This is a genomic window from Streptomyces durocortorensis, from assembly GCF_016901035.1.
Taxonomy (GTDB): domain Bacteria; phylum Actinomycetota; class Actinomycetes; order Streptomycetales; family Streptomycetaceae; genus Streptomyces; species Streptomyces durocortorensis.
In genome coordinates, this window is the sequence record NZ_JAFEUF010000057.1 from 447 (window position 1) to 22,764 (window position 22,318).

General features: G+C 69.8%; 20 protein-coding genes. 9 read left to right on the plus strand and 11 right to left on the minus strand.

What is annotated here, in order from left to right:
- Nucleotides 1–116: 116 nt before the first annotated feature.
- A complete protein-coding gene (gene lysS / locus JS521_RS13940) occupies nucleotides 117–1,883 on the minus strand; it encodes a lysine--tRNA ligase (protein WP_205083255.1) in 1,767 nt (588 codons plus the stop codon).
- Nucleotides 1,884–2,020: 137 nt separating this feature from the next.
- Between lysS and argS the strand changes: the two genes are divergently transcribed.
- A complete protein-coding gene (gene argS / locus JS521_RS13945) occupies nucleotides 2,021–3,805 on the plus strand; it encodes an arginine--tRNA ligase (RefSeq protein ID WP_205083301.1) in 1,785 nt (594 codons plus the stop codon).
- Nucleotides 3,806–3,878: 73 nt separating this feature from the next.
- On the opposite strand, the gene JS521_RS13950 is transcribed toward argS, so the two are convergent.
- From JS521_RS13950 to JS521_RS13975, 6 genes are all read right to left on the minus strand, one after another.
- A complete protein-coding gene (locus JS521_RS13950) occupies nucleotides 3,879–4,226 on the minus strand; it encodes an antibiotic biosynthesis monooxygenase family protein (RefSeq protein ID WP_205083256.1) in 348 nt (115 codons plus the stop codon).
- Nucleotides 4,227–4,254: 28 nt separating this feature from the next.
- Nucleotides 4,255–4,695 (minus strand): GvpU-like protein, encoded by a 441-nt coding sequence (locus JS521_RS13955; protein WP_205083258.1) that lies wholly within the window; start codon nucleotides 4,693–4,695, stop codon nucleotides 4,255–4,257.
- A gap of 86 nt (nucleotides 4,696–4,781) precedes the next feature.
- Nucleotides 4,782–5,993 carry a phospholipase D-like domain-containing protein gene (locus tag JS521_RS13960; RefSeq protein ID WP_205083260.1) on the minus strand — a complete coding sequence of 404 codons (1,212 nt, stop codon included), beginning with the start codon at nucleotides 5,991–5,993 and terminating at the stop codon, nucleotides 4,782–4,784.
- A gap of 179 nt (nucleotides 5,994–6,172) precedes the next feature.
- The gene (locus JS521_RS13965; protein WP_205083261.1) at nucleotides 6,173–7,009 is read right to left on the minus strand and encodes a MerR family transcriptional regulator; all 837 of its coding nucleotides are present in this window, start codon (nucleotides 7,007–7,009) and stop codon (nucleotides 6,173–6,175) included.
- The gene (locus JS521_RS13970) at nucleotides 7,002–7,538 is read right to left on the minus strand and encodes a VOC family protein (protein WP_205083263.1); all 537 of its coding nucleotides are present in this window, start codon (nucleotides 7,536–7,538) and stop codon (nucleotides 7,002–7,004) included. The genes JS521_RS13965 and JS521_RS13970 overlap by 8 nt, the downstream gene beginning before the upstream one ends.
- 48 nt (nucleotides 7,539–7,586) lie before the next feature.
- Entirely contained in the window at nucleotides 7,587–9,017 is a 1,431-nt protein-coding gene (locus tag JS521_RS13975) for a transcriptional regulator (protein WP_205083264.1), read from the minus strand.
- 195 nt (nucleotides 9,018–9,212) lie between these two features.
- Between JS521_RS13975 and JS521_RS13980 the strand changes: the two genes are divergently transcribed.
- The 3 genes from JS521_RS13980 (at nucleotide 9,213) to JS521_RS13990 (ending at nucleotide 11,111) form a co-directional block, all read left to right on the plus strand.
- Complete coding sequence (locus JS521_RS13980) at nucleotides 9,213–9,929, plus strand: DUF4232 domain-containing protein (RefSeq protein WP_205083266.1); 717 nt, start codon at nucleotides 9,213–9,215, stop codon at nucleotides 9,927–9,929.
- Nucleotides 9,930–10,086: 157 nt separating this feature from the next.
- A complete protein-coding gene (locus tag JS521_RS13985; RefSeq protein ID WP_205083268.1) occupies nucleotides 10,087–10,872 on the plus strand; it encodes a helix-turn-helix domain-containing protein in 786 nt (261 codons plus the stop codon).
- Complete coding sequence (locus JS521_RS13990) at nucleotides 10,869–11,111, plus strand: DUF397 domain-containing protein (RefSeq protein ID WP_205083269.1); 243 nt, start codon at nucleotides 10,869–10,871, stop codon at nucleotides 11,109–11,111. Before JS521_RS13985 ends, JS521_RS13990 begins: the two co-directional genes overlap by 4 nt.
- Nucleotides 11,112–11,139: 28 nt before the next feature.
- Here the strand turns inward: JS521_RS13990 and JS521_RS13995 are convergent, their stop codons facing one another.
- A complete protein-coding gene (locus tag JS521_RS13995) occupies nucleotides 11,140–11,706 on the minus strand; it encodes a dihydrofolate reductase family protein (RefSeq protein WP_205083271.1) in 567 nt (188 codons plus the stop codon).
- Between the two features lie 146 nt (nucleotides 11,707–11,852).
- On the opposite strand from JS521_RS13995, the gene JS521_RS14000 reads away from it, so the two are divergent.
- The 5 genes from JS521_RS14000 (at nucleotide 11,853) to JS521_RS14020 (ending at nucleotide 16,153) form a co-directional block, all read left to right on the plus strand.
- Nucleotides 11,853–12,224, plus strand: a complete 372-nt coding sequence (locus JS521_RS14000) for an NIPSNAP family protein (RefSeq protein WP_205083273.1) — start codon at nucleotides 11,853–11,855, stop codon at nucleotides 12,222–12,224.
- Nucleotides 12,225–12,326: 102 nt separating this feature from the next.
- Nucleotides 12,327–13,169 carry a DUF4253 domain-containing protein gene (locus JS521_RS14005; RefSeq protein WP_205083274.1) on the plus strand — a complete coding sequence of 281 codons (843 nt, stop codon included), beginning with the start codon at nucleotides 12,327–12,329 and terminating at the stop codon, nucleotides 13,167–13,169.
- Complete coding sequence (locus tag JS521_RS14010; RefSeq protein WP_205083276.1) at nucleotides 13,148–15,205, plus strand: hypothetical protein; 2,058 nt, start codon at nucleotides 13,148–13,150, stop codon at nucleotides 15,203–15,205. The genes JS521_RS14005 and JS521_RS14010 overlap by 22 nt, the downstream gene beginning before the upstream one ends.
- A gap of 48 nt (nucleotides 15,206–15,253) precedes the next feature.
- Nucleotides 15,254–15,655: a hypothetical protein gene (locus tag JS521_RS14015; RefSeq protein WP_205083277.1), complete on the plus strand. Its 402-nt coding sequence runs from the start codon at nucleotides 15,254–15,256 to the stop codon at nucleotides 15,653–15,655.
- Nucleotides 15,656–15,673: 18 nt separating this feature from the next.
- Nucleotides 15,674–16,153, plus strand: a complete 480-nt coding sequence (locus JS521_RS14020; protein ID WP_205083279.1) for a hypothetical protein — start codon at nucleotides 15,674–15,676, stop codon at nucleotides 16,151–16,153.
- A 61-nt stretch (nucleotides 16,154–16,214) separates the two neighbouring features.
- Here the strand turns inward: JS521_RS14020 and JS521_RS14025 are convergent, their stop codons facing one another.
- From JS521_RS14025 to JS521_RS14035, 3 genes are read right to left on the minus strand one after another with little or no spacing between them, the layout of a single operon-like run.
- The gene (locus tag JS521_RS14025) at nucleotides 16,215–19,448 is read right to left on the minus strand and encodes a type I restriction endonuclease subunit R (protein WP_205083280.1); all 3,234 of its coding nucleotides are present in this window, start codon (nucleotides 19,446–19,448) and stop codon (nucleotides 16,215–16,217) included.
- Entirely contained in the window at nucleotides 19,445–20,677 is a 1,233-nt protein-coding gene (locus tag JS521_RS14030; RefSeq protein ID WP_205083282.1) for a restriction endonuclease subunit S, read from the minus strand. Before JS521_RS14030 ends, JS521_RS14025 begins: the two co-directional genes overlap by 4 nt.
- The gene (locus JS521_RS14035; RefSeq protein ID WP_205083284.1) at nucleotides 20,677–22,287 is read right to left on the minus strand and encodes a class I SAM-dependent DNA methyltransferase; all 1,611 of its coding nucleotides are present in this window, start codon (nucleotides 22,285–22,287) and stop codon (nucleotides 20,677–20,679) included. The genes JS521_RS14030 and JS521_RS14035 overlap by 1 nt, the downstream gene beginning before the upstream one ends.
- Nucleotides 22,288–22,318: the final 31 nt, after the last annotated feature.

A 22,318-nucleotide genomic window follows, 5' to 3' on the forward strand; every position in this document is an offset into this window, starting at 1 on the left:
CGCCGCCCCCGGCCCGGCCCCTGTCGCCCGTCCCCCCTCGTGGGGCCCCGGGGGGCGCCCCCCCCCGGGGGGGGGCGCGCCCCCCCCCCCGGGGCCCCTCCGTCGTGCGTGCCCCGTTACGCGCCCAGCAGCCTGCGCACCCGGTCCGCCCCCACCGCGAGCAGCAGCGTGGGCAGGCGCGGGCCCGTGTCGCGGCTGACGAGGAGACGGTAGAGCAGCGCGAAGAAGGACCGCTGCGCGGCCTTCAGCTCGGGCGTCGGCTTGGCGTCCGGCTCCAGGCCCGCCAGCACCTTCGGCACGCCGTAGACGAGCGTGGTCAGCCCGTCCAGCGACCAGTGCGTGTCCAGGCCCTCCAGGAGGAGGCGCAGGGACTCCCGGCCCTGGTCGTCGAGCGAGCCGAGCAGCTCCTTGTCGGGCTCGTCCCGGACGATGGTGCGGGCCTCGGCCGGGACCTGGGTGGTGATCCAGTTCTCGGCCCGGTCCAGGCGCGGGCGCGCCTCGTCCAGCGAGGTCAGCGGGTTGTCCGGGTCCAGCTCGCTGAGGATGCGCAGCGTCTGGTCCTCGGCGCCGGCGGTGATGTCGGCGACCGAGGCGAGCGTCCGGTACGGCAGCGGGTGCGGGGTGCTCGGAAGCTCCCCGGCGGCCGTGCGGACGGCCCGGGAGTGCGCGGCGGCGTCGGCGGGCAGCACCGTGCCGTCGGCGACCTTGCGGCCCAGCGAGTCCCACTCGTCGTACAGCCGCTGGATCTCCTGGTCGAAGGCGATCTTGAACGACTGGTTGGGCTTGCGGCGGGCGTAGAGCCAGCGCAGCAGCGGCGCTTCCATGATCTTCAGCGCGTCGGCCGGGGTGGGCACCCCGCCCTTGCTGCTGGACATCTTGGCCATGCCGGAGATGCCGACGAAGGCGTACATCGGCCCGATCGGCTGCACGCCGTCGAAGACCTCCCGGACGATCTGGCCGCCGACGACGAAGGAGGAGCCGGGCGAGGAGTGGTCGACGCCGCTGGGCTCGAAGATCACGCCCTCGTAGGCCCAGCGCATCGGCCAGTCGACCTTCCAGACCAGCTTGCCGCGGTTGAACTCGCTCAGCCGGACCGTCTCGGCGAAGCCGCAGCCCGAGCAGGTGTAGTTCAGCTCGGTGGTGTCGTCGTCGTAGGAGGTGACGACGGTGAGGTCCTTCTCGCAGTTGCCGCAGTAGGGCTTGTACGGGAAGTAGCCGGCGCTGTTGCCGCTGCCGTCGTCCTCGTCGGCGGCGCCGGAGCCCTCGGCGGCCTCCAGCTCGGCCTCGTCGACCTTCTTCTGCTGCTGCGGCTTCTTGCCGCCCTTGCCCTGGGCCGCCGGGTCCTTCTTGGTCCGGTAGCGGTCGAGGACGGCGTCGATGTCGGCGCGGTGCTTCATCGCGTGCAGGATCTGCTCGCGGTAGGTCCCGGCGGTGTACTGCTCCGTCTGGCTGATTCCGTCGTACTCGACGCCCAGCTCGTCCAGGGCCGCCGTCATGGCGGCCTTGAAGTGCTCGGCCCAGTTCGGGTGGGAGGAGCCGGCCGGGGCGGGCACCGAGGTCAGCGGCTTGCCGATGTGCTCGGTCCAGGTCGCCTTGTCGACCCCGGGGATGCCCTCCGGGACCTTGCGGTAGCGGTCGTAGTCGTCCCAGGAGATCAGGTGGCGCACGGTGTACCCGCGGCGGCGGATCTCGTCGGCGACCAGGTGCGGGGTCATGACCTCGCGGAGGTTGCCGAGGTGGATCGGGCCGGACGGGGAGAGCCCGGAGGCGACGACGACCGGTTTGCCAGGCGCACGACGCTCCGATTCGGCGATGACATCGTCCGCGAAGCGGGAGACCCAGTCGGTCTCGGTGCTGGTCTGACTCTCGGCCACGGTCGGCACGTCCTTCTCTCGTTCTGTCGATTCCCGGTGGGTTGCCGACCATTCTCCCAGCTACCACCCGCAGCGCGAAAACGGCTTTACGCACCGTGGGATACTGGACCGATCCCTTGTACTCCTACGGAAACGGCAGCCAGACCATGGCCTCGGTCCCTTCCCTCGCTTCCACGCTCCAGCAGCAGCTGGCGGACGCCCTGACGGCAGCCCTGCCGGATGCCGGCACCGCGGACCCGCTGCTGCGCCGAAGCGACCGGGCCGACTTCCAGGCCAACGGCATCCTGGCGCTCGCCAAGAAGCTCAAGGGCAACCCGCGCGAGCTGGCCGCCCAGGTCACCGCCGCCCTTCCGGCCGGTGAGCTGATCAAGGACATCGAGGTCTCAGGACCCGGCTTCCTCAACATCACGCTCGCCGACAAGGCGATCATCGAGACGCTCGCCGCCCGGGCCGCCGACGCCGAGGGCCGGCTCGGCGTGCCGCCGAAGGCGGAGGCCGGGACCACGGTCATCGACTACGCCCAGCCGAACGTGGCCAAGGAGATGCACGTCGGCCATCTGCGGTCGGCGGTCATCGGCGACGCCATGGTCAAGATCATGGAGTTCACCGGCGAGAACGTCGTCCGGCGGCACCACATCGGCGACTGGGGCACCCAGTTCGGCATGCTCATCCAGTACCTGATCGAGCACCCGGGCGCCCTGAAGCACGAGGACGGCGCGACGGGCGGCGCGAGCGACGGCGAGGCGGCGATGTCGACGCTGAACCGGGTCTACAAGGAGTCGCGGGTCCTGTTCGACTCCGACGAGGAGTTCAAGGCCCGGTCCCGGGACCGGGTGGTGGCGCTCCAGGCCGGTGACCCGGAGACGCTGGAGCTGTGGCAGGGCTTCGTCGACGAGTCGAAGATCTACTTCCACTCGGTCTTCGACAAGCTCGACATGGAGATCGCCGACGCGGACATCGTCGGTGAGTCCGGCTACAACGACATGCTGGAGGAGACCTGCCGGATCCTGGAGGAGACGGGCGTCGCCGTCCGCTCCGAGGGTGCGCTGTGCGTGTTCTTCGACGATGTGAAGGGCCCGGACGGCAACAAGGTCCCGCTCATCGTCAAGAAGACCAACGGCGGTTACGGCTACGCGGCCACCGACCTCTCCGCGATCCGCAACCGGGTCCAGGACCTCAAGGCCGACACCCTGCTCTACGTGGTCGACGCCCGGCAGTCGCTGCACTTCAAGATGGTCTTCGAGACGGCCCGGCGGGCCGGCTGGCTGAACGAGGACGTCAAGGCCGTGCAGCTCGCCTTCGGCACGGTCCTCGGCAAGGACGGCAAGCCGTTCAAGACCCGTGAGGGTGTGACGGTCCGGCTGGAGGACCTCCTCGACGAGGCGGTCGAGCGGGCCACGGCGGTCGTGCGGGAGAAGGCCGAGAAAGTGGGCCTGTCCGAGGAGGAGATCGTCGAGAACGGCCGGTACGTCGGCGTCGGCGCCGTGAAGTACGCGGACCTGTCGACCTCCGCCGTACGGGACTACAAGTTCGACCTGGACCAGATGGTGTCGCTGAACGGCGACACGTCGGTGTACCTCCAGTACGCGTACGCGCGGATCCGGTCCATCCTGCGCAAGTCGGGCGACGCGGTCCCGGCCGCCCACCCGGAGCTGGCGCTGGCCCCGGCGGAGCGCGCGCTCGGTCTGCACCTGGACCAGTTCGGCGAGGTGCTCTCCGAGGTGGCCGCGGGCTACGAACCGCACAAGCTGGCCGCGTATCTCTACCAGCTGGCGTCGCACCTGACCACGTTCTACGACCAGTGCCAGGTGCTCAGCCCGGACAACGCCCCCGAGGTCGTCGAGAACCGGCTCTTCCTGGTCGAGCTGACCGCCCGGACCCTGCACCGGGGGATGGCACTGCTGGGCATCCGGACGCCCGAGCGGCTCTGACGGCGTCCGCTGTACGTACGTCGGGCCCGGCACCTGTTCCGCAGGTGCGGGGGCCGATCGCGTACGGGCAGGCTCAGGGTGCGGTGAGCTCCACGACGACGTCGTAGACGGCCGGGTTCGGGGTGACCGGCTGCGCGGTCTCCTCGCGCGCGGCCCGGGTCCGGGAGGCGAAGTCGGGGTCGGCGGTGGCGGCCTCCCATGCCTCCTGGCTCTCCCAGTGGGAGACGTTGACGAGCTGGAAGCGGGAGTCCGACGAGCGGGCCCGGTGCATCCGGGAGTCGATGAAGCCGGGCTTGTCCCGCATGAGGCGGGCCCGCTCCTCCCACTTCCCGACGAACGCGTCGAGTTCGTCGGCGGCGATCTCGAAGACGTTGATGAAGGTGACGTACGAGTCCGGGGTTAAGGCGCTCTCTGTGGTCATGCCGCAACCCTAGAAGCCGGCCTCCCGGCTACTGCGGGCGGCCCAGCGCCCACCCGGACACATCGGAGAGGCGCCCGCGCCACAACGGCAGGGAGACGGGCGTCATGGCCCCGGAGACGAGGGTGACGTCCCGCAGATGGATCCAGCGGGGCAGCCGGGCCGCCCCCGTCGCGTCCTCCTCCGCGCGCAGTTCCCGTACGCCCTGGTCGACCGTCTCGGGGAACTCGGCGAGCAGGTTGGCCCCCTCGCCCTCGACCTGGCGCAGGCTCCTGGCCCACTCGGCCTTCCACTGCTCGTGCCCGATGACGTCCCCGTGCAGGAGGCCGCCGGGGTGCGTGAGGGTGAGGGGCAGGCTGGAGCGCGGGTCCTCGTCGAGGAGCTGGATGAGCAGCTGGAGCTGAAGATCCGGCAGGGGTTCGGTGATCACCGCTGCGGACGGTGCCGGCGAGGTCTCGGCGGTGGCGCTCATGGGCCCTGCCCTTCACGTGGTGGACGGCGGTCGTCTCCCCCGCCTTCCCGGCGAGCGCCGGACCACGCCCCCTGCCGCCCCCGGTCTCAGAGGAAGCGGCGGATGGGCACGACGGCCGCTTCCTTGGCCCGCTGGACGAGGTCGCGGCGCTTCCACCGGCCGCGCTCGATCAGCACGCTGTTCTCGCGGTCCTCCTCGAAGTGGCCGTCGAGGGTGGCGGTGAAGTCCTGGTCGAGGACGGCGAGCATGACTTCCTCGTCGTGGTCGAGGGAGCGCCGGTTGAAGTTGGTGGAGCCGATGAGCGAGGCGACCCGGTCGATGGTGAGGGTCTTGGTGTGCATCATCGTCGGCTGGTACTGGTAGATCTTCACGCCGCAGTCGGTCAGGTCCTCGTAGTAGCGCTGCCCGGCGAGCTGGCAGACCCGCTTGTCGGTGTGCGGGCCCGGCAGCAGGATCTCGACCTCCACCCCGCGCGCGGCCGCGGCGCACAGCAGCCCGGTGAAGTAGGCGTCGGGGGCGAAGTAGGCCGTGGTGAGGCGGATGCGCTCCTCGGCGGACTCCAGGACGACCCGGATCAGGGTCTGCATGTCCTGCCAGCCGAAGGAGGCGGAGCCGCGTACCACCTGGACGACGGAGTCGCCGTGGTGCTCCTCGGTGACGAACCGGTCGCGGTCGTCGAACAGCTCGTCGTGGCACTCGGCCCAGTTCTGGGCGAACGCGGCGGCCAGTCCGTCGACGGCGGGCCCGGTGACCTGGACGTGGGTGTCGCGCCACTCGTGCTCGTTGCGGGCGTCGCCGCACCATTCCTCGGCTATCCCGACGCCGCCGGTGAACGCGGTCTGCTCGTCGACGACGAGGACCTTGCGGTGGCAGCGGTGGTTCTGCTTGAGCGGTGAGAGGTAGAGGGGCTTGCGGAACCAGGTGACGGTGACCCCGGCCTCTTCCATCATCGCCAGCTGGCCCTTCTCGATGAGCCGCGATCCGAACCCGTCGAGCATGAGCCGCACCCGGACCCCGGCGCGGGCGCGGTCGGCCAGGGCCTCGGCGAACTGGTGAGCGATGTCACCCCGCCAGTAGACGAAGGTCATCAGATCGACGGTGTGTTCCGCCTCACGGATGGCCTTCAGCATCGCGCCGAAGATGGCGTCGCCGTTACGGAGCGGGACGAGGGAGTTCCCCTCGGTGGCGGCGATACCGATCAGCCGCTCAAGTCTGCGTCTGAGTCGTTGGGAGCGTTCCTCGCAGGTACGGTCCTCCGGGGCCGTGCGATCGGAGGCTTCGGCAGCAGTGGCGGACATGAATCACCTGTGGGTTCGCGGGCGGGGCGGCCGCACGCCGTCATCGAGCGGTGGTGAGGCTGCCAGAACCTCGCAGACTGTACTCCCGAGTTCTGGACATGTGTACGACCGCTTATCGGTCAGCCGCCGAGATGAACCGATGCACGAACTTCGACCGATACGTCATTGAATGACCGGAATCAGCGCCGCTTCTCCTGCCCTCCGTCCCAGGTCGCCGTGTCGGGGTCGATGCCGTGGGCACGCGCGCCTGCGTCGATGAGGCGACGGAACCACATCGCGAGGCCGGGGCGGATGCCGTCGTAGTGAGCGGCGAATCCCGCATCGGCCTCGTACATGCGGCCGAGGCAGACCTGCATCTGCCGGGTGAGGGGGAAGTACGCGGCGAAGACCTCGCGGTGCCGGTCCACGAGCCGGTTCGCCTCCGGGCTGCCGGGTGGGACGCCGGCGTCCATCGCCTCCCCCAGGGCGCGGTCGAGGCCCGCGATGTCGTCGGCGACGGCCTGCCACTCCTCCGGGCCGCGCGAGGCCGAGCGTTCGGCGTACTGCCGCCACTGCGTCGTGTCTCCGTAGCGCCGGCGGGCCTGGGCCGGACCGTCCGGATCCCATCCGGGGCCGAAAATGGCGACCTGCTGTTCGTCCGTCAGCAGCGGGCCGCCCTCATGGGCCTCGATCATCCGGTCGAGGCCGGCGCCGAGCCGCTGGAGGCGGTCGATCCGTTCGGCGACCTGGGTGCGCTGGGCGCGCAGTGCGCCGAGCGCGTCCGCGGTCGTGTCGTCCAGGACGGCCCGGATCCGCTCCAGGCCGAGACCGAGCTCACGGTAGGCGACGATGCGATGCAGGCGTTCCAGATCACCGGCGGTGTAGAGCCGGTATCCGGCAACCGTGCGCAGCGACGGTCGCGCCAGACCGATCCCGTCCCAGTGGTGCAGCGCACGGACGGTCACGTCCAGACGCGCCGCGACCTGACCGACGGTCAGGCCGTCGGCGCCGGCATCGGCATCGGCGGTGTCAGGCATGCCTCTCATTGTCGGCGAGGCCGTCGCCGGGCGGGGTGATGCCCATGGCTTCGAGGTTCCGCGCCTCCTGGCTCGCCGGATCGAAGGGCTTCGCCGCGGTGAAGACGACCCGCGCGTTCTCGGGGGTGATCACCTCCACGTCGCGGGTGTTCCAGGGTGTGTCCCGCGGACCGTCGACCGCGTACGGGCGCAACGCACGACAGGCCTCGGCGAGGGCGTCGACCTGGCCGAGCACGCCCGCGAAACTGAAGCCCATCGCCGGTGGCTGCTCCGGAACGCTCGCCGCCGAGACGAGGAGGACGTCCTGGAACGCCCACCGGCGCAGATGCACCATCGTGCCGGGGACGCCGAACAGCTCGAAGAACCCGAGCCCACGCACCCAGAAATCCACCGACGCCGCCAGATCGCTGGTGGGGATCGTCACGAACGCGGGCATTCCGTAGATGCCGCGGAACGGCTCCGGCGGAACCGCGTCCGGGCCGGGGGCGGGCACAGGACTCATCTCGAACGCGTTGTAGTAGTCGCTCATGCACCCGACTCTCCGGCCTCACGCTACGTGAGGGTCAAGCCGGAATCGTCAGGACTGCCCGGTGCGCTCCCACCCGTAACCGGGACCGCCGTAGACGTACTCCGGCCGCCCCTTCATCCCGCTCGTACGGAACGGCTTCCCGCGGTCGTCGATCCGCAGCACCCCCTCCTTGCCGCCGCTGCTCCACTCCAGCTCCAGGTACCAGGTGACGTCGTAACTCACGGCCTTCATGTCGAGGTTGAAGACCTCCACGTCCTCGGACGACACCTTGTACGGGAAGTCCACGGCCGGGACCTCGATGTCCCCCTGCGTCCCCGGCACCGGCCGCAGGACGGGGTTCCCGGCGTCGAGGTGGGAGGCGAAGGACTGGGGCGTGATCCCGCTGCCGCAGCCGTTGCCCATCCGGTACGCCGACCAGGGCAGTGGAGCCTTGCGGGACACGACGCGGACGTGCATGCCCTTGAGGACGACCGCCTCGCGGGAGGTCCCCTGCACGGTGAGCTGGAGCAGCATGTTCCCGGCGTCGACCCCGCCGTACGACTCCGCCCAGCCGCGCCGCTCCGGTGACGCGGGCGGCGGATCGACGTCGTCGGGCTCCCGGTTCACCAGGTAGTGCTGGCCGCAGGGTTCTTCCCAGTTGTACGAGGAGATGCTGACGGTCGGCGGTGCGCCGAGGCCCGTACCGCTCCCGCCATCGCCGCCCCCGCTCTGGGACTGCCCGGCGTCCGAGCCCGCCGAGGGCTTCGCGGACGGCTGCCCCGAGGACGACGCGGACGCGCCCGGCGAGGAACCGGACGGGCTCGGGCTCGCGGAGGGCCGGGGCGTACCCGAAGCGGAGCCCTCCGGAGCCGCCGCGAGGCCTCCTCCCGCCTCCTCCACCCGGTCCGCGGCGCTCCCGCCGCCCTCCTTCCCCGACCCGGCGAGATCGACGGCGACGACGGCGCCGGGCACGAGGAGCGCGGCGACCCCGGCGGCGGCGATGAGCGCCCGCGTACGCCGGGAGAGCCGGGACCACCGGGAGCCCGGGCCCACGCCCGGCCGGTCGCCGCTGCCGACGCCACCTGACGTGACGGACGGCTCGGACGCCTGGGGCAGGTCGGATTCCCGGGGCGGCTCGGACGCCTGGGACGGCTCGGATTCCTGGGGCACCGGGGGCGGTTCACTCGGCCCGGCCACACCAGGAACGGCGTCAGGCACCACAGCAGGTGCGGCCGCCCCCGCCGGAGGCCGCCGCCGGGCCGCGTCCGCCACGATCCACCGCCGGTGCACCTCCACCAGCTCGTCGCCCGAGGCCCCGCACACCCGCGCGAACCGCTCCACCGGAGCGAACTCGTTCGGCACGGCGTCCCCGTTGCAGTACCGGTGGAGGGTCGACGTGCTGACGTGCAGCTTCCCCGCGAGCACCCCGTAGCTGCGCCCCGAACGGTCCTTCAGATCCTTCAGCAGAGCCGCGAACTCCACGGCCTCCGGCGTCGCCACGACGGCGCTCCCCTTCCTCGTGCGTCCCGGAACGGCGTTCCAGGGACGCGGAATTCCCGCAGGTCACCGTATGCGTAGACGTTCCAGCATCCCCAATGGTTCGGCAGGCGTTGCGGCCGGATTCCGCCACCCCACAAGCTCGGACCAGACCACAGCAGGACCGCAGATCAACCGAGTACGGGGAGTACCACCGCCATGCGCACCAACCGCATCCGCACCACCGCCATCGCCGCCACCGCCCTCGCGGCCGCCCTCTCGCTCACCGCCTGCGGCGGCGACGACAAGGCCATGGGGACCAAGCCGGCCGGCTCCGCCGGGGCCGCGACCGCAGCAGCGACGAACACCGACGGAGAGGCGACGAGCACCGACGGCAAGGCACAGCAGGACGCGCCGGAGACCGGCGCACCCGAGACGCAGACCGTCCCCGCCGAGAGGAAGCACGCGGGCGGCAACGGCAAGAAGCCGGAAGCCGCGCCGAACACGGGGGCGGCGGCGTCGATCCCGGTCTGCTCGGCCCAGAACTCCAGGGTGACGGTCTCCGACGTGCGGCGTCCGATCAACCACCTGCTGCTCACCGTGACCAACACGGGCTCCAAGGACTGCGCCACGTACCACGCGCCGTTCCTCCGCTTCGACGGCGCGCAGGCGGTGTACCCGATCCTTGACGAGAGCAAGCCGCAGGCGGTCGTCGTGCTCTCCCCCGGCGAGAAGGCGTACGCGGGCATCTCGCTCTCCGGCGAGCCCGGCGAGAACGAGCTGCACAAGAGCGAGAACCTCGGCGTGATCATGGTCGACAAGAACAACAAGCCCAAGGGCGAGGTCACGCTGAAGCTCCCGGCGGAGACGTACACCGACCACCTGGGCTTCGTCACCTACTGGCAGTCGGACATCAACAGCGCCCTGGGGATCTGAGCCTCGCGGGACACCCCGGGCCAACGCCTGACGTGCCGTAACCCCCCGCGACCCGTACAGATTTCTTGTACGGGTCGCGCGCGCGTGAAGTGGGTGCCGGGGTGGCATGGGGAACCGTATGCACCCCAGAAAGCGACAGCGTAAGAACGCGTCGACGATGAAGCTCGTGGGCAAACTCCTGGCCCGGTTCCGCACCGAGGCGGGCATGACCCAGGTCGAACTGGCCCTGGCCGCGGGCGTACAGGAGGACACGATCGCCTCCATCGAGCAGGGCAGGCGCTCGCTCGTACCGGATCTGGCGGAGACGATCGACGACCTGCTGGACACGAAAGGCGCGTTGTCGACGGCGGTCGACAACATGCCCGAGTACGACCTGATCCCGCTCTGGGCCGAGCACTACCTCAACATGGAGCACGAGGCGCTGGCGCTCTCCTGGTACGACAACCAGGTCATCCCGGGCCTGCTCCAGACGAAGGCGTACGCGGAGGCGGTGTTCAGCAACAAGATCCCGGTCTACAGCCCGGAGGAGATCGAGACGCAGACGACGACGCGGCTGCAACGCCAGCAGATCCTGGACCGGAAGAAGCCGCCGACGATCAGCATGGTGATCTGGGAGCCGGTGCTGATGATGAGACTGACGTCGGACGAGGACCACCGGGAACAGCTGCGCCACCTCTACGCGATGGCCCAACTCCCTGGCGTCTGCCTCCAGGTGCTCCCACTGGACGGCCGGGCCCACGCGGGCCTCAACGGCCCCTTCACCCTCCTGGAGACACCGGACCACCAGCACATCGCCTACACCGAGACCCAGCGCGGCAGCCACCTGATCTCGGACCGGAACGAGATCAGCATCCTCGCCCAGAAATATGCGATGCTGCGAGCCCAGGCGCTCACCCCGCTGGAGACCCTGCGCCTGCTGGCCCGTTTACTGGGAGAGACATGAGCACCGCACTGAACTGGTTCAAGTCGAGCTACAGCGGCGACGAAGGCGGCCAGTGCCTCGAAGTCGCCTACGACTGGCGGAAGTCGAGCCACAGCGCCGACGAAGGCGGGGCCTGCGTCGAGATCGCCGCGCACCCCGCCGCCGTCCACGTCCGTGACTCGAAGGACATCGAGGGCCCGACCTTCACCGTCGCGCCGCAGGCCTGGTCGGCGTTCGCCGCCTACGCGGCCACCGCCTGACCCTCACCCCCGCTCAGCACCGCAAGCCTCACCCCCGGACCGTCTCGTAACGGAGCATCGCGACCCCGTTCCCGAAGGTCCGGGTCTCCACCAGCCGGAGCATCTGCCGATCCTCGGTGTCCTGGAAGAAGCGGCGGCCCCGGCCGAGGATGACGGGGTGGACGTAGATCCGGTACTCGTCGATCAGGTCGGCCTGCCGGAACGACTCCAGCAGATGCGCCCCGCCGACCGCCAGATCCCCCGAGGCGGCGTCCCGCAGCCCGCGCACCTGCTCGGGGTCGACCTCGTGCAGCAGGGTCGCGTTCGGCCCCACGCTCTCCAGCGTCCGCGAGAAGACGAACTTCGGCACGTCCCGCCAGATCCCCGCGAATTCGGCCATCACCCCCTCGTTGGCAGGGTCCTGATCGGCGGTCGGCCAGAACTCCTCCATCAGCTCGTAGGTGACGCGCCCCTCGACGAAGCCGCCCATGGTCCGGAAGTAGTCGTTGAAGTGCTGATGCAGCTCGTCGTCGACGGTGTGCCAGTCGATGTCGTGGTCGGGCCCCTCGAAGAATCCGTCGAGGGAGAGCGAGATGGACGTGATGATCCTGTTCACGGCGGCTCCTGCCGGATCGGCCCGGCCGACGGTGACCGGGCGGCGCGCAACGGGGCTCGACGATACGTCCCCCGCACCCGGTCCACCGGGAAATGGACGCTGCCGGTACCGGCGTCGGCACACGGATGGCGGCCTAGCCTGGGCACATGATCACCTGCGTCGTGCGGTACACCATCGACCCGAAGAAGATCGCGGCCTTTGAGCGGTTCGGTACCCGCTGGATGGAGCTGGTGCAGGCCCACGGCGGCACGCACCACGGCTACTTCCTCCCGGCGGAGGGCGCGAGCGACGAGGCGCTGGCCCTGTTCAGCTTCCCGAGCCTGGCCGCGTACGAGGAGTACCGGCAACTGTTCGGCCGCGATCCCGCGTTCATCGAGGCGGACCGCATCCGCGACGAGAGCGGCTGCGTGCTGCGCTACGAGCGCACCTTCATGCGCCCGCTGCTCCCGGCCGACCTCGCGGGTGCCGACGCCGTGCCCGGGCCGACGCCCGGGGAACCGCGGCCCCGGACGCCCTAGTTCCGCGCCCGTCGCGCCGCGCGGTGGGCGGTGACGCCCCTGGCAGGACGCAAGGACCGCCTGCCCCGCTCGTTGTCAGTGCCGCCGCTTAGGCTCCCCACCATGGCGACGCTCCCGAATCCTCTCCCCGACCCGGCCGCCTCCGGCCTGGATCTCCCGGCCGGCTCCCTGGTGGACGCCACGCTGGACGGCCCCTGGCACGAGCCGCTCCTCTGGTACGCGGACGGCCCGGCGACCCCGCGCGACTGGGCGGACCTGCGGGCGGCCGGGCGGCGGCTCGGGCTGCTGCCGGTGCTGGTCACGGGCGGACGGCGCGACCAGTGGCCCGAGGACTGGGACCTCTGCCCGGACGACACGTCGTACCCCGGCGACCACGACGCGGAGGAGGTCCTCGCGGGGTACTGGGCGGACCACGTGGACGACGCTGACGACGAGCTGGGCGACGGCGCGGCGGCCGACGACCACGACGAGGACTCCCCGGCCCCCGGCTCGTCCTGGCCCGGCCTCGCGCCCGTTCCCGCCCAGGAGGCGGCCGAGGACGCGGACACGGTGGCCGCAGGCCTCGCGGGCGTCATCGCCGCCGACGCCGACGCGTGGCTCGGCGGGGCCCGGATCGCCCTCGTCCCGGCCCGCCGCAGCGCCGACATACCGGCCGCGATCGGCTGGTCGGGCCCGATGAACCACGAGAACGACGTGGCCCGGCTCTGCGCGGTGCTCCGCTCCTGGGAGGACCGCTACGACGCCCGGGTCGTGGTGCTCGGCTTCGACACGATGATCGTCTCCGTGGGCCGCCCGCCCGCCACGATCGAAGAGGCCCGCGCCCTGGCCGCCGAGCACTACGCGTTCTGCCCGGACAACATCGACCAGTCCCCGCCGCACGACCTCGACGCCTACGCCGAGAAGGCCGTGCTCAACCAGGAAGCGTGGTCCTTCTGGTGGGACTGAACACGGACCGTACGGCCGGGCAGCGATCGGACCTGTCCCGGATCAAGGCCTGGTGGCGCACGCTCGGCGGCGACGGCTTCGTCGCCCTGCCTCCCCCCACCCGCAGCCGCTACACCCAGTCCGACGGCCACGAGGACGCGGCCGAGCTGTTCGCGACCCAAGGCATCCCCGAGACCGCCTCCTTCGCGTACTGGCACTGGCAGTCCCACGACGCCTTCGCCCGCTCCGGCGACCTCCAAGGCGTGCTGTACCTGCACTGGGGCGGCGACCACGCCACGGTCGCCACCGGCCTCGGGGAGGGCCCGCCCGGCTACCGGATCGTCGACAACGGTCCGCGGGGCGCCTTCCAGCTGGACCGGGTCACGGCGACGGACGCCGACGGACTGCCCGACCCCGAAGACACCACGGGTGTACGCCAGTTCCTCTCCCGCATCGACGAGCCCCGCAGCCGGAGCACCCGCTCCACGGAGTACGACCCGCTGGCCCCAGCAGAGGAACGCTGGCTCCACGACCGGCTGGCGGACCCCGTGGACCTGGACGCCGCCGCCCGCTTCGCCGCCCCGCTGGAGCACCGGCAGGCGCTCACTCCGAACGAGACGGCACGGCTGCTGTCCGCCTGGCGGGAGACGTACGCCGGACGGCTCACGGCCTGGCGCGGATGGCGTTCCGTGTTCCTCGCGCTGCTGCGCCAGGAGCACCCGGAGGCCTGGGAGGTGGCCGCCGAACTGGGCGCGGAGGCGGCGTACGCCCTCGCCGCACACCCGTCCCCGCGCTCGCTGGAGCTGCTGCGCGCCTGGGCGCTGACCGGTGACGACGGTGCCGTACGCGGCTGGTTCCGCGCCCACCACGCCCTGCGCGAACCGGACCCGGTGCGCGCCGCCGCCACGCTCTCCGAGGAGCTGACGGCCCGCACAGCGCCCGAGACCGCGCAGACCGGCCTCCTCCGCGCGCTGCGGGAAGCCGTCACCGACGAGCCCGACCCCCGCCGCTCCGCCGGCGACGCCTTCTTCCCCTTGCTCCTCGCCACCATCCGGTTCGCCACCGACGACCGCCTGCCGCGCCCGCTGCGGGTCGCCGCCGCGCAGGCCGCCGCCGACACGGCCGACCGCGTGCGCGAAGCGGCCGGCCGCCTCACCGACACCGCCGAAGCGGCCGATGCACTGTCCGCCGTGGAGCGGTACGAGGCCGCACGCGACGACCTCCTCACCGGCACCGGACCCGACCTCACCGGCTACGAGGGCGGCCTCGGCGACATCTACCACCGCTACCGCACCCTCTCCCCCGCCGACGCCCGGTGGCTGCACGACCGGCTCGCCGACCCGGCCACCGGCGTCCAGGGCATCGCGTACTGCCTGGAGCTGCTGTACGCCCACGGCGAGGCCACCGAAGCGGAACTGCTCGCCCTCCTCCCCCGCTGGAAGAAGGAGCTGACCAAGCAGTACCGCACCACGTACACCGAGTGGCGCCACCCGCTGGTCACCCTGACCTGCCTCGCCCAGGACCTGGAACACCCGGCCGCTGCCGACCTGCTGGCCTGGTGGTCGAAGCCCAAGCCGCTCTGGAAGGATCCGGTCCGGCTGCTCACCCACCTCGGAGCCCCCGACGGGGCGAAGGCCGCCGAGCTGTGGGAGTTCGTCGTCTCCGGCGGGCACGACACCGGCCACCTGATGACGTGGGTGCTGCTCCGCGCCCGCCTCGACGGCACGCACCCCCTGCACGTCGCCGAGCGGCTGATCGGCGAGCCGGGCATCCGCCCGTACGTCCTGCACCGCGTCCTGATCGGAGTCGCCGACCCCGCCCAGCCGCTCTGGCACTACGCGATAGACCCGCGCAGCCACAGCTGGTGGCACCGCGCCCAGGAGGTGGCGGACGATCCCCGACTCTCCGCCGAGGCCCGCGCGATCGGTATGAAGGCAGCCCGCGAGCACTACGTCACGCGCTACCCGGACCAGGTCCGCCCACCCCTCACGGAAGGCGAGGTGGACGCGGCCCGCGCCTGGCTGGAGGCCCGCGCCGACCGGACCGCCGCGGACTGAGCCCTCGTACTCATACGGGCGGCGGCCCCTCGCGGTTGACTCGGCCACATGAGCGAGAACAGCCACGACGGCGACAGCGGAACCGGCAGCACCCCGGCGGGCGACCCGGTGTGCGGTCCCGACGAGGACCCTCACGCCTGGATCGCCCCGCTGATCTCCTCGGTCGTCACCGTGCCGCTGGGGCTGGCCGCCCTGCTCTACGGCGCGCTCTCCCCCATGGAGTGCGACTCCTGCAACGGCGAGGTGGTCGAACGCTTCCACGACAGCTGGATGATCGGGTGGACCGTCCTGTGGATCGGCCTGCTCATCGCCCTGGCCGTGCTGATCGCGAGCTGGGCGGTCCCGCACCAGCTCCGCTACGCCGCCCGCCGTGTGAGCCTGGCCCTGGCCGCACCTGCCACCGTCGTGGTCACTTTCGTAGCATTCATGGCACTGGTCGACTGGCCCTGACAGAAAGTGTCCACCCCCATGAACGACACGAACCTCACGACCACGACGGAAGCCGCGTCCGCGGCCGAAGCCGCAGAGCGCCTGATAGCCGAATTCCGTGCGCTGCCCGCAGGCAGCGACCGCAAGCGCGAGATCATCACCGAGCTGGACGACAACACGCAGGCGCTGCCGTTCCTCGTCTCGGTCGTCGCGGACCCGGGCGAATACGACCTCGCCCGGGTCGAGAGCGCCACCGTCCTGCGCCTGTGGCCCCCGGCCGACCCGGCCCTGCGCCACCAGGCGGGCCGCGCCCTGCTCACCGCACTGCGCGACCCCGAGGAGGACCTGGTCCGCCAGTACGCGGCGATGTCCCTGGCCCCCTACACGGCCGACCCGGTCGTCGCCACGGCCCTGGACACCACCGCGCGGGCCGACGAGGACCCGCTCGTACGGGACAGCGCCCGCTTCTCCATCAAGGAGGCCCACCGGCTCCAGGGCGCGGGCGCGGGCAGCCCCTGAACGCTGGTGCCATCGGGCGACCCTGCACCGGGCCCGAAGGGACTACTCAGTGCGGGCCTCTCTATGCCAATGCCTCCGCCATGTCCTCGGCCTGCTTCAGGACGCGCTCGATCGCCGCGGGCTGCTTGTCCGGCGGATAGCCGTACTTACGCAGCAGTCGGAGTACGCGGGCCATGATCCGGTCCCGGGCCTGCTCCTTCAGCTTCCAGTCGACCGTGACGTCGTTGCGGATCTGCTCGTACAGCTCGTGCGCGATCCGCGCGAGGATCGAGTCCTCCATCTGCTCGACCGCCGAGGGGTCGGCCGCCAGCGCGTCGTAGAAGGCCAGCTCGTCCTCCGTCAGGCCCAGCGTCTTGGCACGGCCACGGTCGGCGGACACCTCCTGCGCCAGCTCCACAAGGAACTTCATGAACTCGGCCGCTGTCAGAAGCCCGTTCGTGTACCGGTTCATCGCGGCCCGCACCCGGTTGGTGAAGGTCTCCTGCCGAGTGAGGTTGCGGGGATGCGCGTCCCTGATCTCCTTGAGCAACGCCCGTCGCAGGGCCTCGATGGCAAGGTTCGGATGCTTGGACGCGCGGAGCTTCGGCAGCATGGACTCGTCCAGATGCGACAGGTCCGGCTTGGTGAGCCCGGCCGCGTCGTAGATGTCCACGACCCCGTCGGCCGCGACGACCGAGGCATTGAGCTGGGCGATCAGCAACTCCACGTCCGCCGCCGTCGCGGTGCCCTGCTCCTCCCGCTCCTCAGCGGTGTACTTCTCCCGTGACTTGCTCACCGTCTCGAAGAACCGGATGTCGGGCAGCAGGTCCTGCACACGCGGATCGGTCGGACAGAGCGAGAACGCCTGGCGGAGCAGACCCGCGTGGTACATGAACCGCTGTCTACGCGTCGCCTGCTCCGGCTCCAGACCCGGCTCCGGCGTGATCAGGAACTCCAGTACCTCGGTGAGCGCCTCCCGGTAGGCGCGTGAACCGCCCGCCGCGAGCGCCCGGCGCCACGGACAACCGTGCAGGACGTCAACGATCTGCTGATGGCTCTCCCGCACCAACTGGACGGCCCCCGCAAGGTCGGCACCCAGCATGGGGTTAGCCTGATCCTGCTCGGAGTACTCGGCGAGGGCTTCCTTGATCTCCCCTATGACTCCCTGGAAGTCGACGACCAGCCCGGAAGGCTTCCCCGGCCAGGTGCGGTTGACGCGGGCGATGGCCTGCATGAGGGCGGCTCCACGCATGCGCTTGTCCAGGTAGAGCGTGTGCAGAGGCGGCGCGTCGAAGCCGGTCAGCCACAGGGACTGGACGATGACCAACTCCAGTTCGTCGTCGGCATCGGTCACCCGATCCTGGATCTTCTTCAGCCGGGTGGACGTGCGAACGTAGTCGGCGACCTCCTCACCGTCCGTGGCGGCGTTGCCGGTGAAGACCACGCGGATACGCCCGGTGTCGTCAGTCAGCAGCTGCGACTTCGGGTCACGCGCCCCGGCCCAGTCAGGGCGAAGCCGGACCACCTCCTCGAACAGCCGGGCAGCGATCGCTCGGGAGGCACAGACGACCATGCCCTTACCCGGCCGGCCGGTCAGTTTCCTCATCTCCGTACTGCGCGCGTCCCAGTGGTCCAGGAGGTGCTCGGCCAGCTCGCGGACGCGTCCGGACGACCCGATCAGGTCCTCGTACCGCCCGAACTGCTGACGGGCGGCACGCTTCTCGCCCTCGGACAGCCCCTCGATCAGGCCCTCCGCGCGGGCGTCGAGATCGTCGAGGTCGGCATTCTCGATGAGCTCGACCTGGACGAGGTGGGGCTCGTAGAAGACGGGCACGGTCGCCCCGTCGTCCACGGCCTGGGTGAGGTCGTAGGTGTGGATGTTCGCGCCGAACACACCTTGCGTGCTGCCCGTGCTGTTGTTGATGGGAGTGCCGGTGAAAGCGATGAAAGTGGCGTTCGGGAGGGCATCGCGCAGGTTGCGGGCGTAGCCGTCGATGAAGTCGTAGTGGCTGCGGTGGGCCTCGTCGACAACGACGATCACATCACGGCGCGGCGAAATCTGCGGGTGCCGGACACCAGCCCTACGCTCGGCCTCGGTCAGCCGGAACTTCTGCAGCGTGGCGAACACGACTCCGCCGATGCTTGTCGGGCTGTTCAGCAGTTCGCGCAGCTGTCCGGCGTCGGCGGCGGTCTGCGGCTCCTCCTTGACCCTCTTACGGAGGGTGTCACTGGCGGTGAACGTCCGGAACAGCTGATCGTCGAGGTCGATCCGGTCGGTCAGCATGACGAACGTCGGGCTGGACAGTTCGGGCTTCGATGCCGCCTTTCCCACGTAGAAGAGCATCTCCTCGCTCTTCCCAGCCCCCTGCGTGTGCCAGACGACACCCGCCCTGCCGTCCGTCGCGAGGGCCGACTCGGTGGCGCGGACGGCCGCGTTCACGGCGATGTACTGGTGTGCCTTGGCAAGCTTGACCGTGTTGACGTCGCCAGACTTCTCGGCGGAGTACGAGAGGAAGTGCCCGATCAGGTCCAGGAGACGGGCCGGCTCGAAGGCCCCGTACAGCATGCGCTCCAGGGCCCGCCCGTCCTGGCGTTCGGACTTCCGCAGCATGCGGTCGTCGTCATCGGCGTGCCAGGGGGCCATGTGCTGCCAGGGCGTGAACGGCGTGCCCATACGGGCGGTGAGCCCGTCCGAGGCGAGCATCACGAGGAACGTGGCAAACGTGCCGGTCTGCTTCAGCTCGCGCCGATAACCCTGGAGCTGGTCGTAGGCGGTGCGAGCACTGTCGTTGCTGTCGGCCTTCTTCAGCTCGATGACGGCGAGCGGAAGCCCGTTCACATACAGGACGATGTCGAATATGAACGTCCGGTCCTTGACGCTCTTGACCCGGACCTGGCTGGCGGCCACCAGATCGTTGGCGTGTGGATCGCCGAAGTCGACGGGCCGGATGACGGAGTGCCGTGTATCGCCAGTGACCGGGTCCTCGTACGGGACGGAGACACCGCTGATCAGCCGCTCGTAGAACCGGTGGTTCTCGCGCAGGTCGTGCTGGGTGAGCTGAGTGAGGAGCAGGGACACGGCGTCGTCGGCCACGCTCTCGGGCAGCTGCGGGTAGCGACGCCGAATCGCCTTACGGAGGTTCGGGTACAGGACGAGGTCCCCCCACCCCTGACGCACCCCGTACGAGGGCCCCAACTCGGCCCCGGGCACATGCAGCCACCCGATTTCGCCGAGCACCTCCAGGGCGTGCAGCTCCAACTCCTGCTCGGTGAGCCGGTCTATGGGGGGCTCACCGTTTGGGTTGGCCTTCCTCATACGGCCTCCTCTACAACACGGACGGCGTCCTTGACGCGGAGCTTCCCGGTGACGAGTTGGGGGAGGAGGGTGTCGCGGAGGTCGGCGAGGGTGCGGTTCTCGAGCCTGGCTGCCTCCGCGCGGGCGTGCAACGGCGCACACCGCCGGTCGAACGCAGCTAGCGCCGACTCTGTGGGCAGCGAGATCCTGAGCGAGCGGATATCGCTGAGACTGAGGTAATCCGCCATGTCGGTCTGGCCCTTCATCCCGGCAGCCTGACGCCAGAAATCCTGGCCTCGCAGCCAGTGGAACAGGTAGGGAGCAGAGAACGGCGCATCACCCACAGGCCGGAAGAAGCAAACCTGGGGGCTGTATACGAACTCGGCGTCGTGAGGGGAAATCATCGCCACTCGACCGACGGTCCCCTTGGTCGTGAGGACAACATCTCCGGCGCGAGAGGTCTTTTGCCTCATCGCCGACCGAAACTCTTCCCTCACATGATCACCAAAGGACGGGGCGATAGTCCCGTCGCCTACTTCTGCAACCCGCAGGATGGGAAGCCCCGGTGTTCCGTGCTCAGCCGCTTTGGTTCTGTATCCATCACCGAACCGCAACGAACCTTCGGCCATGAGCTGACCGAGAGTCGCGTGCCGCGCTGAGCCCTCCTGCTGGACAGCAACTCTATAGAAGGCGTCGCCCAGATCCAACCCTGTTGCGCAAAGCCGCTCGTTGAAAGCGGTCTTGTCGTCCAGGGCACCGAGAACCTCCGCGACAGCCCGCTGATCACTAATTTGCGGGAGACGAATTTGAGCCCTGAGAAGCTCAGTTTGCCTAATTCCAAGTACCGTCGTACCAGATGCCCTAGCATTCAGCTGCCCCTGCATATAAGACGACTGAAGAGAATAATAGAGGAAGCGCCCATCAAGAACTCCTCGCCTCCCTCGTAGGCCGAAAACTCTCTGCCCCAAACAAAGAGGATCGTTTGTTTCAATCAGCGCACACTGCCCTAGCGGGGCCTCGGAAGTGAGGATTACATCATTCTTTTGCGTTGAGTTTGGCATCCATTTCTCGTAGAGCGCAAAAGGCACCCGCCTGGCTTCCACCAACGGGATCCGCTTCCCACTCTTGACCAGCAGAGCCGACACGACGGGAACCCCTTCGTCTGTGAATTCACCACCGAGTTTTTTGGGGGTCTTACCACGGTGGTCAATCAACGTTTCCAAGACTTCACCCAAAGGAAACTCACGCATCACACCCTCCCCAGCTGCTCGTCCACAGCCTTCGCCAAGCGCTCCGACTCCGCGAACTGCTCCCGCAACAACGCACTCAGCCGCGCGATCTTCGCCTCCACCGGCTCCGCGTCCGGATCGGCCTCCGCCTCCGCCGTACCCACGTACCGCCCGGGCGTCAGCACGAAGTCATGCTCCGCGACCGTCTCCAGCCCCACGCTCGCGCAGAACCCGGGCACATCCTCATACGCCGCCGCGCCCGCCACGCCCCGCCACGCCCGCACCGTGTCGCCGACGCGGCCGACGATCTCCTCCGGGGTCAACTCCTTCAGCGTGCGGTTCTTCATCACGCCGAACTCGCGCGCGTCGATGAACAGGACCTCGCCCTTACGCCCCCGCACCCACGCCGAGTGCCGGCCCTTCCCCTCCGCCAGGAACCACAGGCACGCCGGAATCTGCGTCGACCGGAACAGCTGTCCGGGCAGCGCGATCATGCACATCACCAGGTCGTCCTCGACCATGCCCCGGCGGATGTCACCCTCGCCGGACTGCTTGCTGCTCATCGAGCCGTTGGCCAGGACGACGCCCGCCCGGCCGCTCGGCGCGAGCTTGCTGATCATGTGCTGGAGCCACGCGTAGTTCGCGTTGCCGACGGGCGGAGCCCCGTACGCCCAGCGCCGGTCCATGCCGAGCATCTCCCCGCCCCAGTCGGAGATGTTGAAGGGCGGGTTGGCCATGACCACGTCCGCCTTCAGAGCCGGATGCTGGTCGTTGCGGAAGGTGTCGGCCGGCTCGTCGCCGAGGTTGGCCTCGACGCCATGGATGGCCAGGTTCATGTGGGCCAGCTGCCAGGTGGTCTGGTTGAGTTCCTGCCCGTACACCGCGACGTTCAGCGGGTTGCCGCCATGCGACTCGATGAACTTCTCCGCCTGCACGAACATCCCGCCCGACCCGCACGCCGGGTCGTAGACCCGCTCGCCCGGCTGCGGCTCCAGGACCTCCACCAGCAGCTGCACCACGCTCTCCGGGGTGAAGTACTCCCCGCCCTTGCGGCCCTCCTTGAGCGCGAACTCGGCCAGGAAGTACTCGTACACCTCCCCCATGATGTCCCGCGCGCCCTTACGGTGGCCGTCCTCACCCAGCTGTTCCTGGAAAGCGAGCCGGTCCAGGAGCCTGATCAATCCGACAAGGCGTTCCTCATCGACCCGTCCACTGGCGTAGATCTTCGGCAGGGTCTTCTTCAACGCCGGGTTCTGCGCCTCGATCGCCAGCATCGCCGCGTCGATCGCCTCACCGACGGTCTGGCCCTCCACCGTCGTGCCCGCCCGTTCGAGAACGGCCTCCCAGCGCGCGGCCTGGGGCACGTAGAAGATGCCGGCGCCGGTGTACTCGCGTCGCTCCTCCAGCGTGCTGAGGATGTCGGCCTCGCTCCAGCCGCCCTCTTCCCTCAGCTCGGCCTCCAGCTGCGCGCGCTTCTCACTCATCGCGGCCGAGACGTATTTGAGGAAGACAAGGCCCAGCACGAAATGCTTGTAGGCGGCAGCGTCCAGACTTCCGCGCAGCTTGTCCGCGGACTGCCACAGGATCTGCTTCATGTCGGCGGGCTCGGTCTTCTTCTTACGGGGTGGCACGGGGCACTCGTTTCTCTCGTGGTTCAAGGGG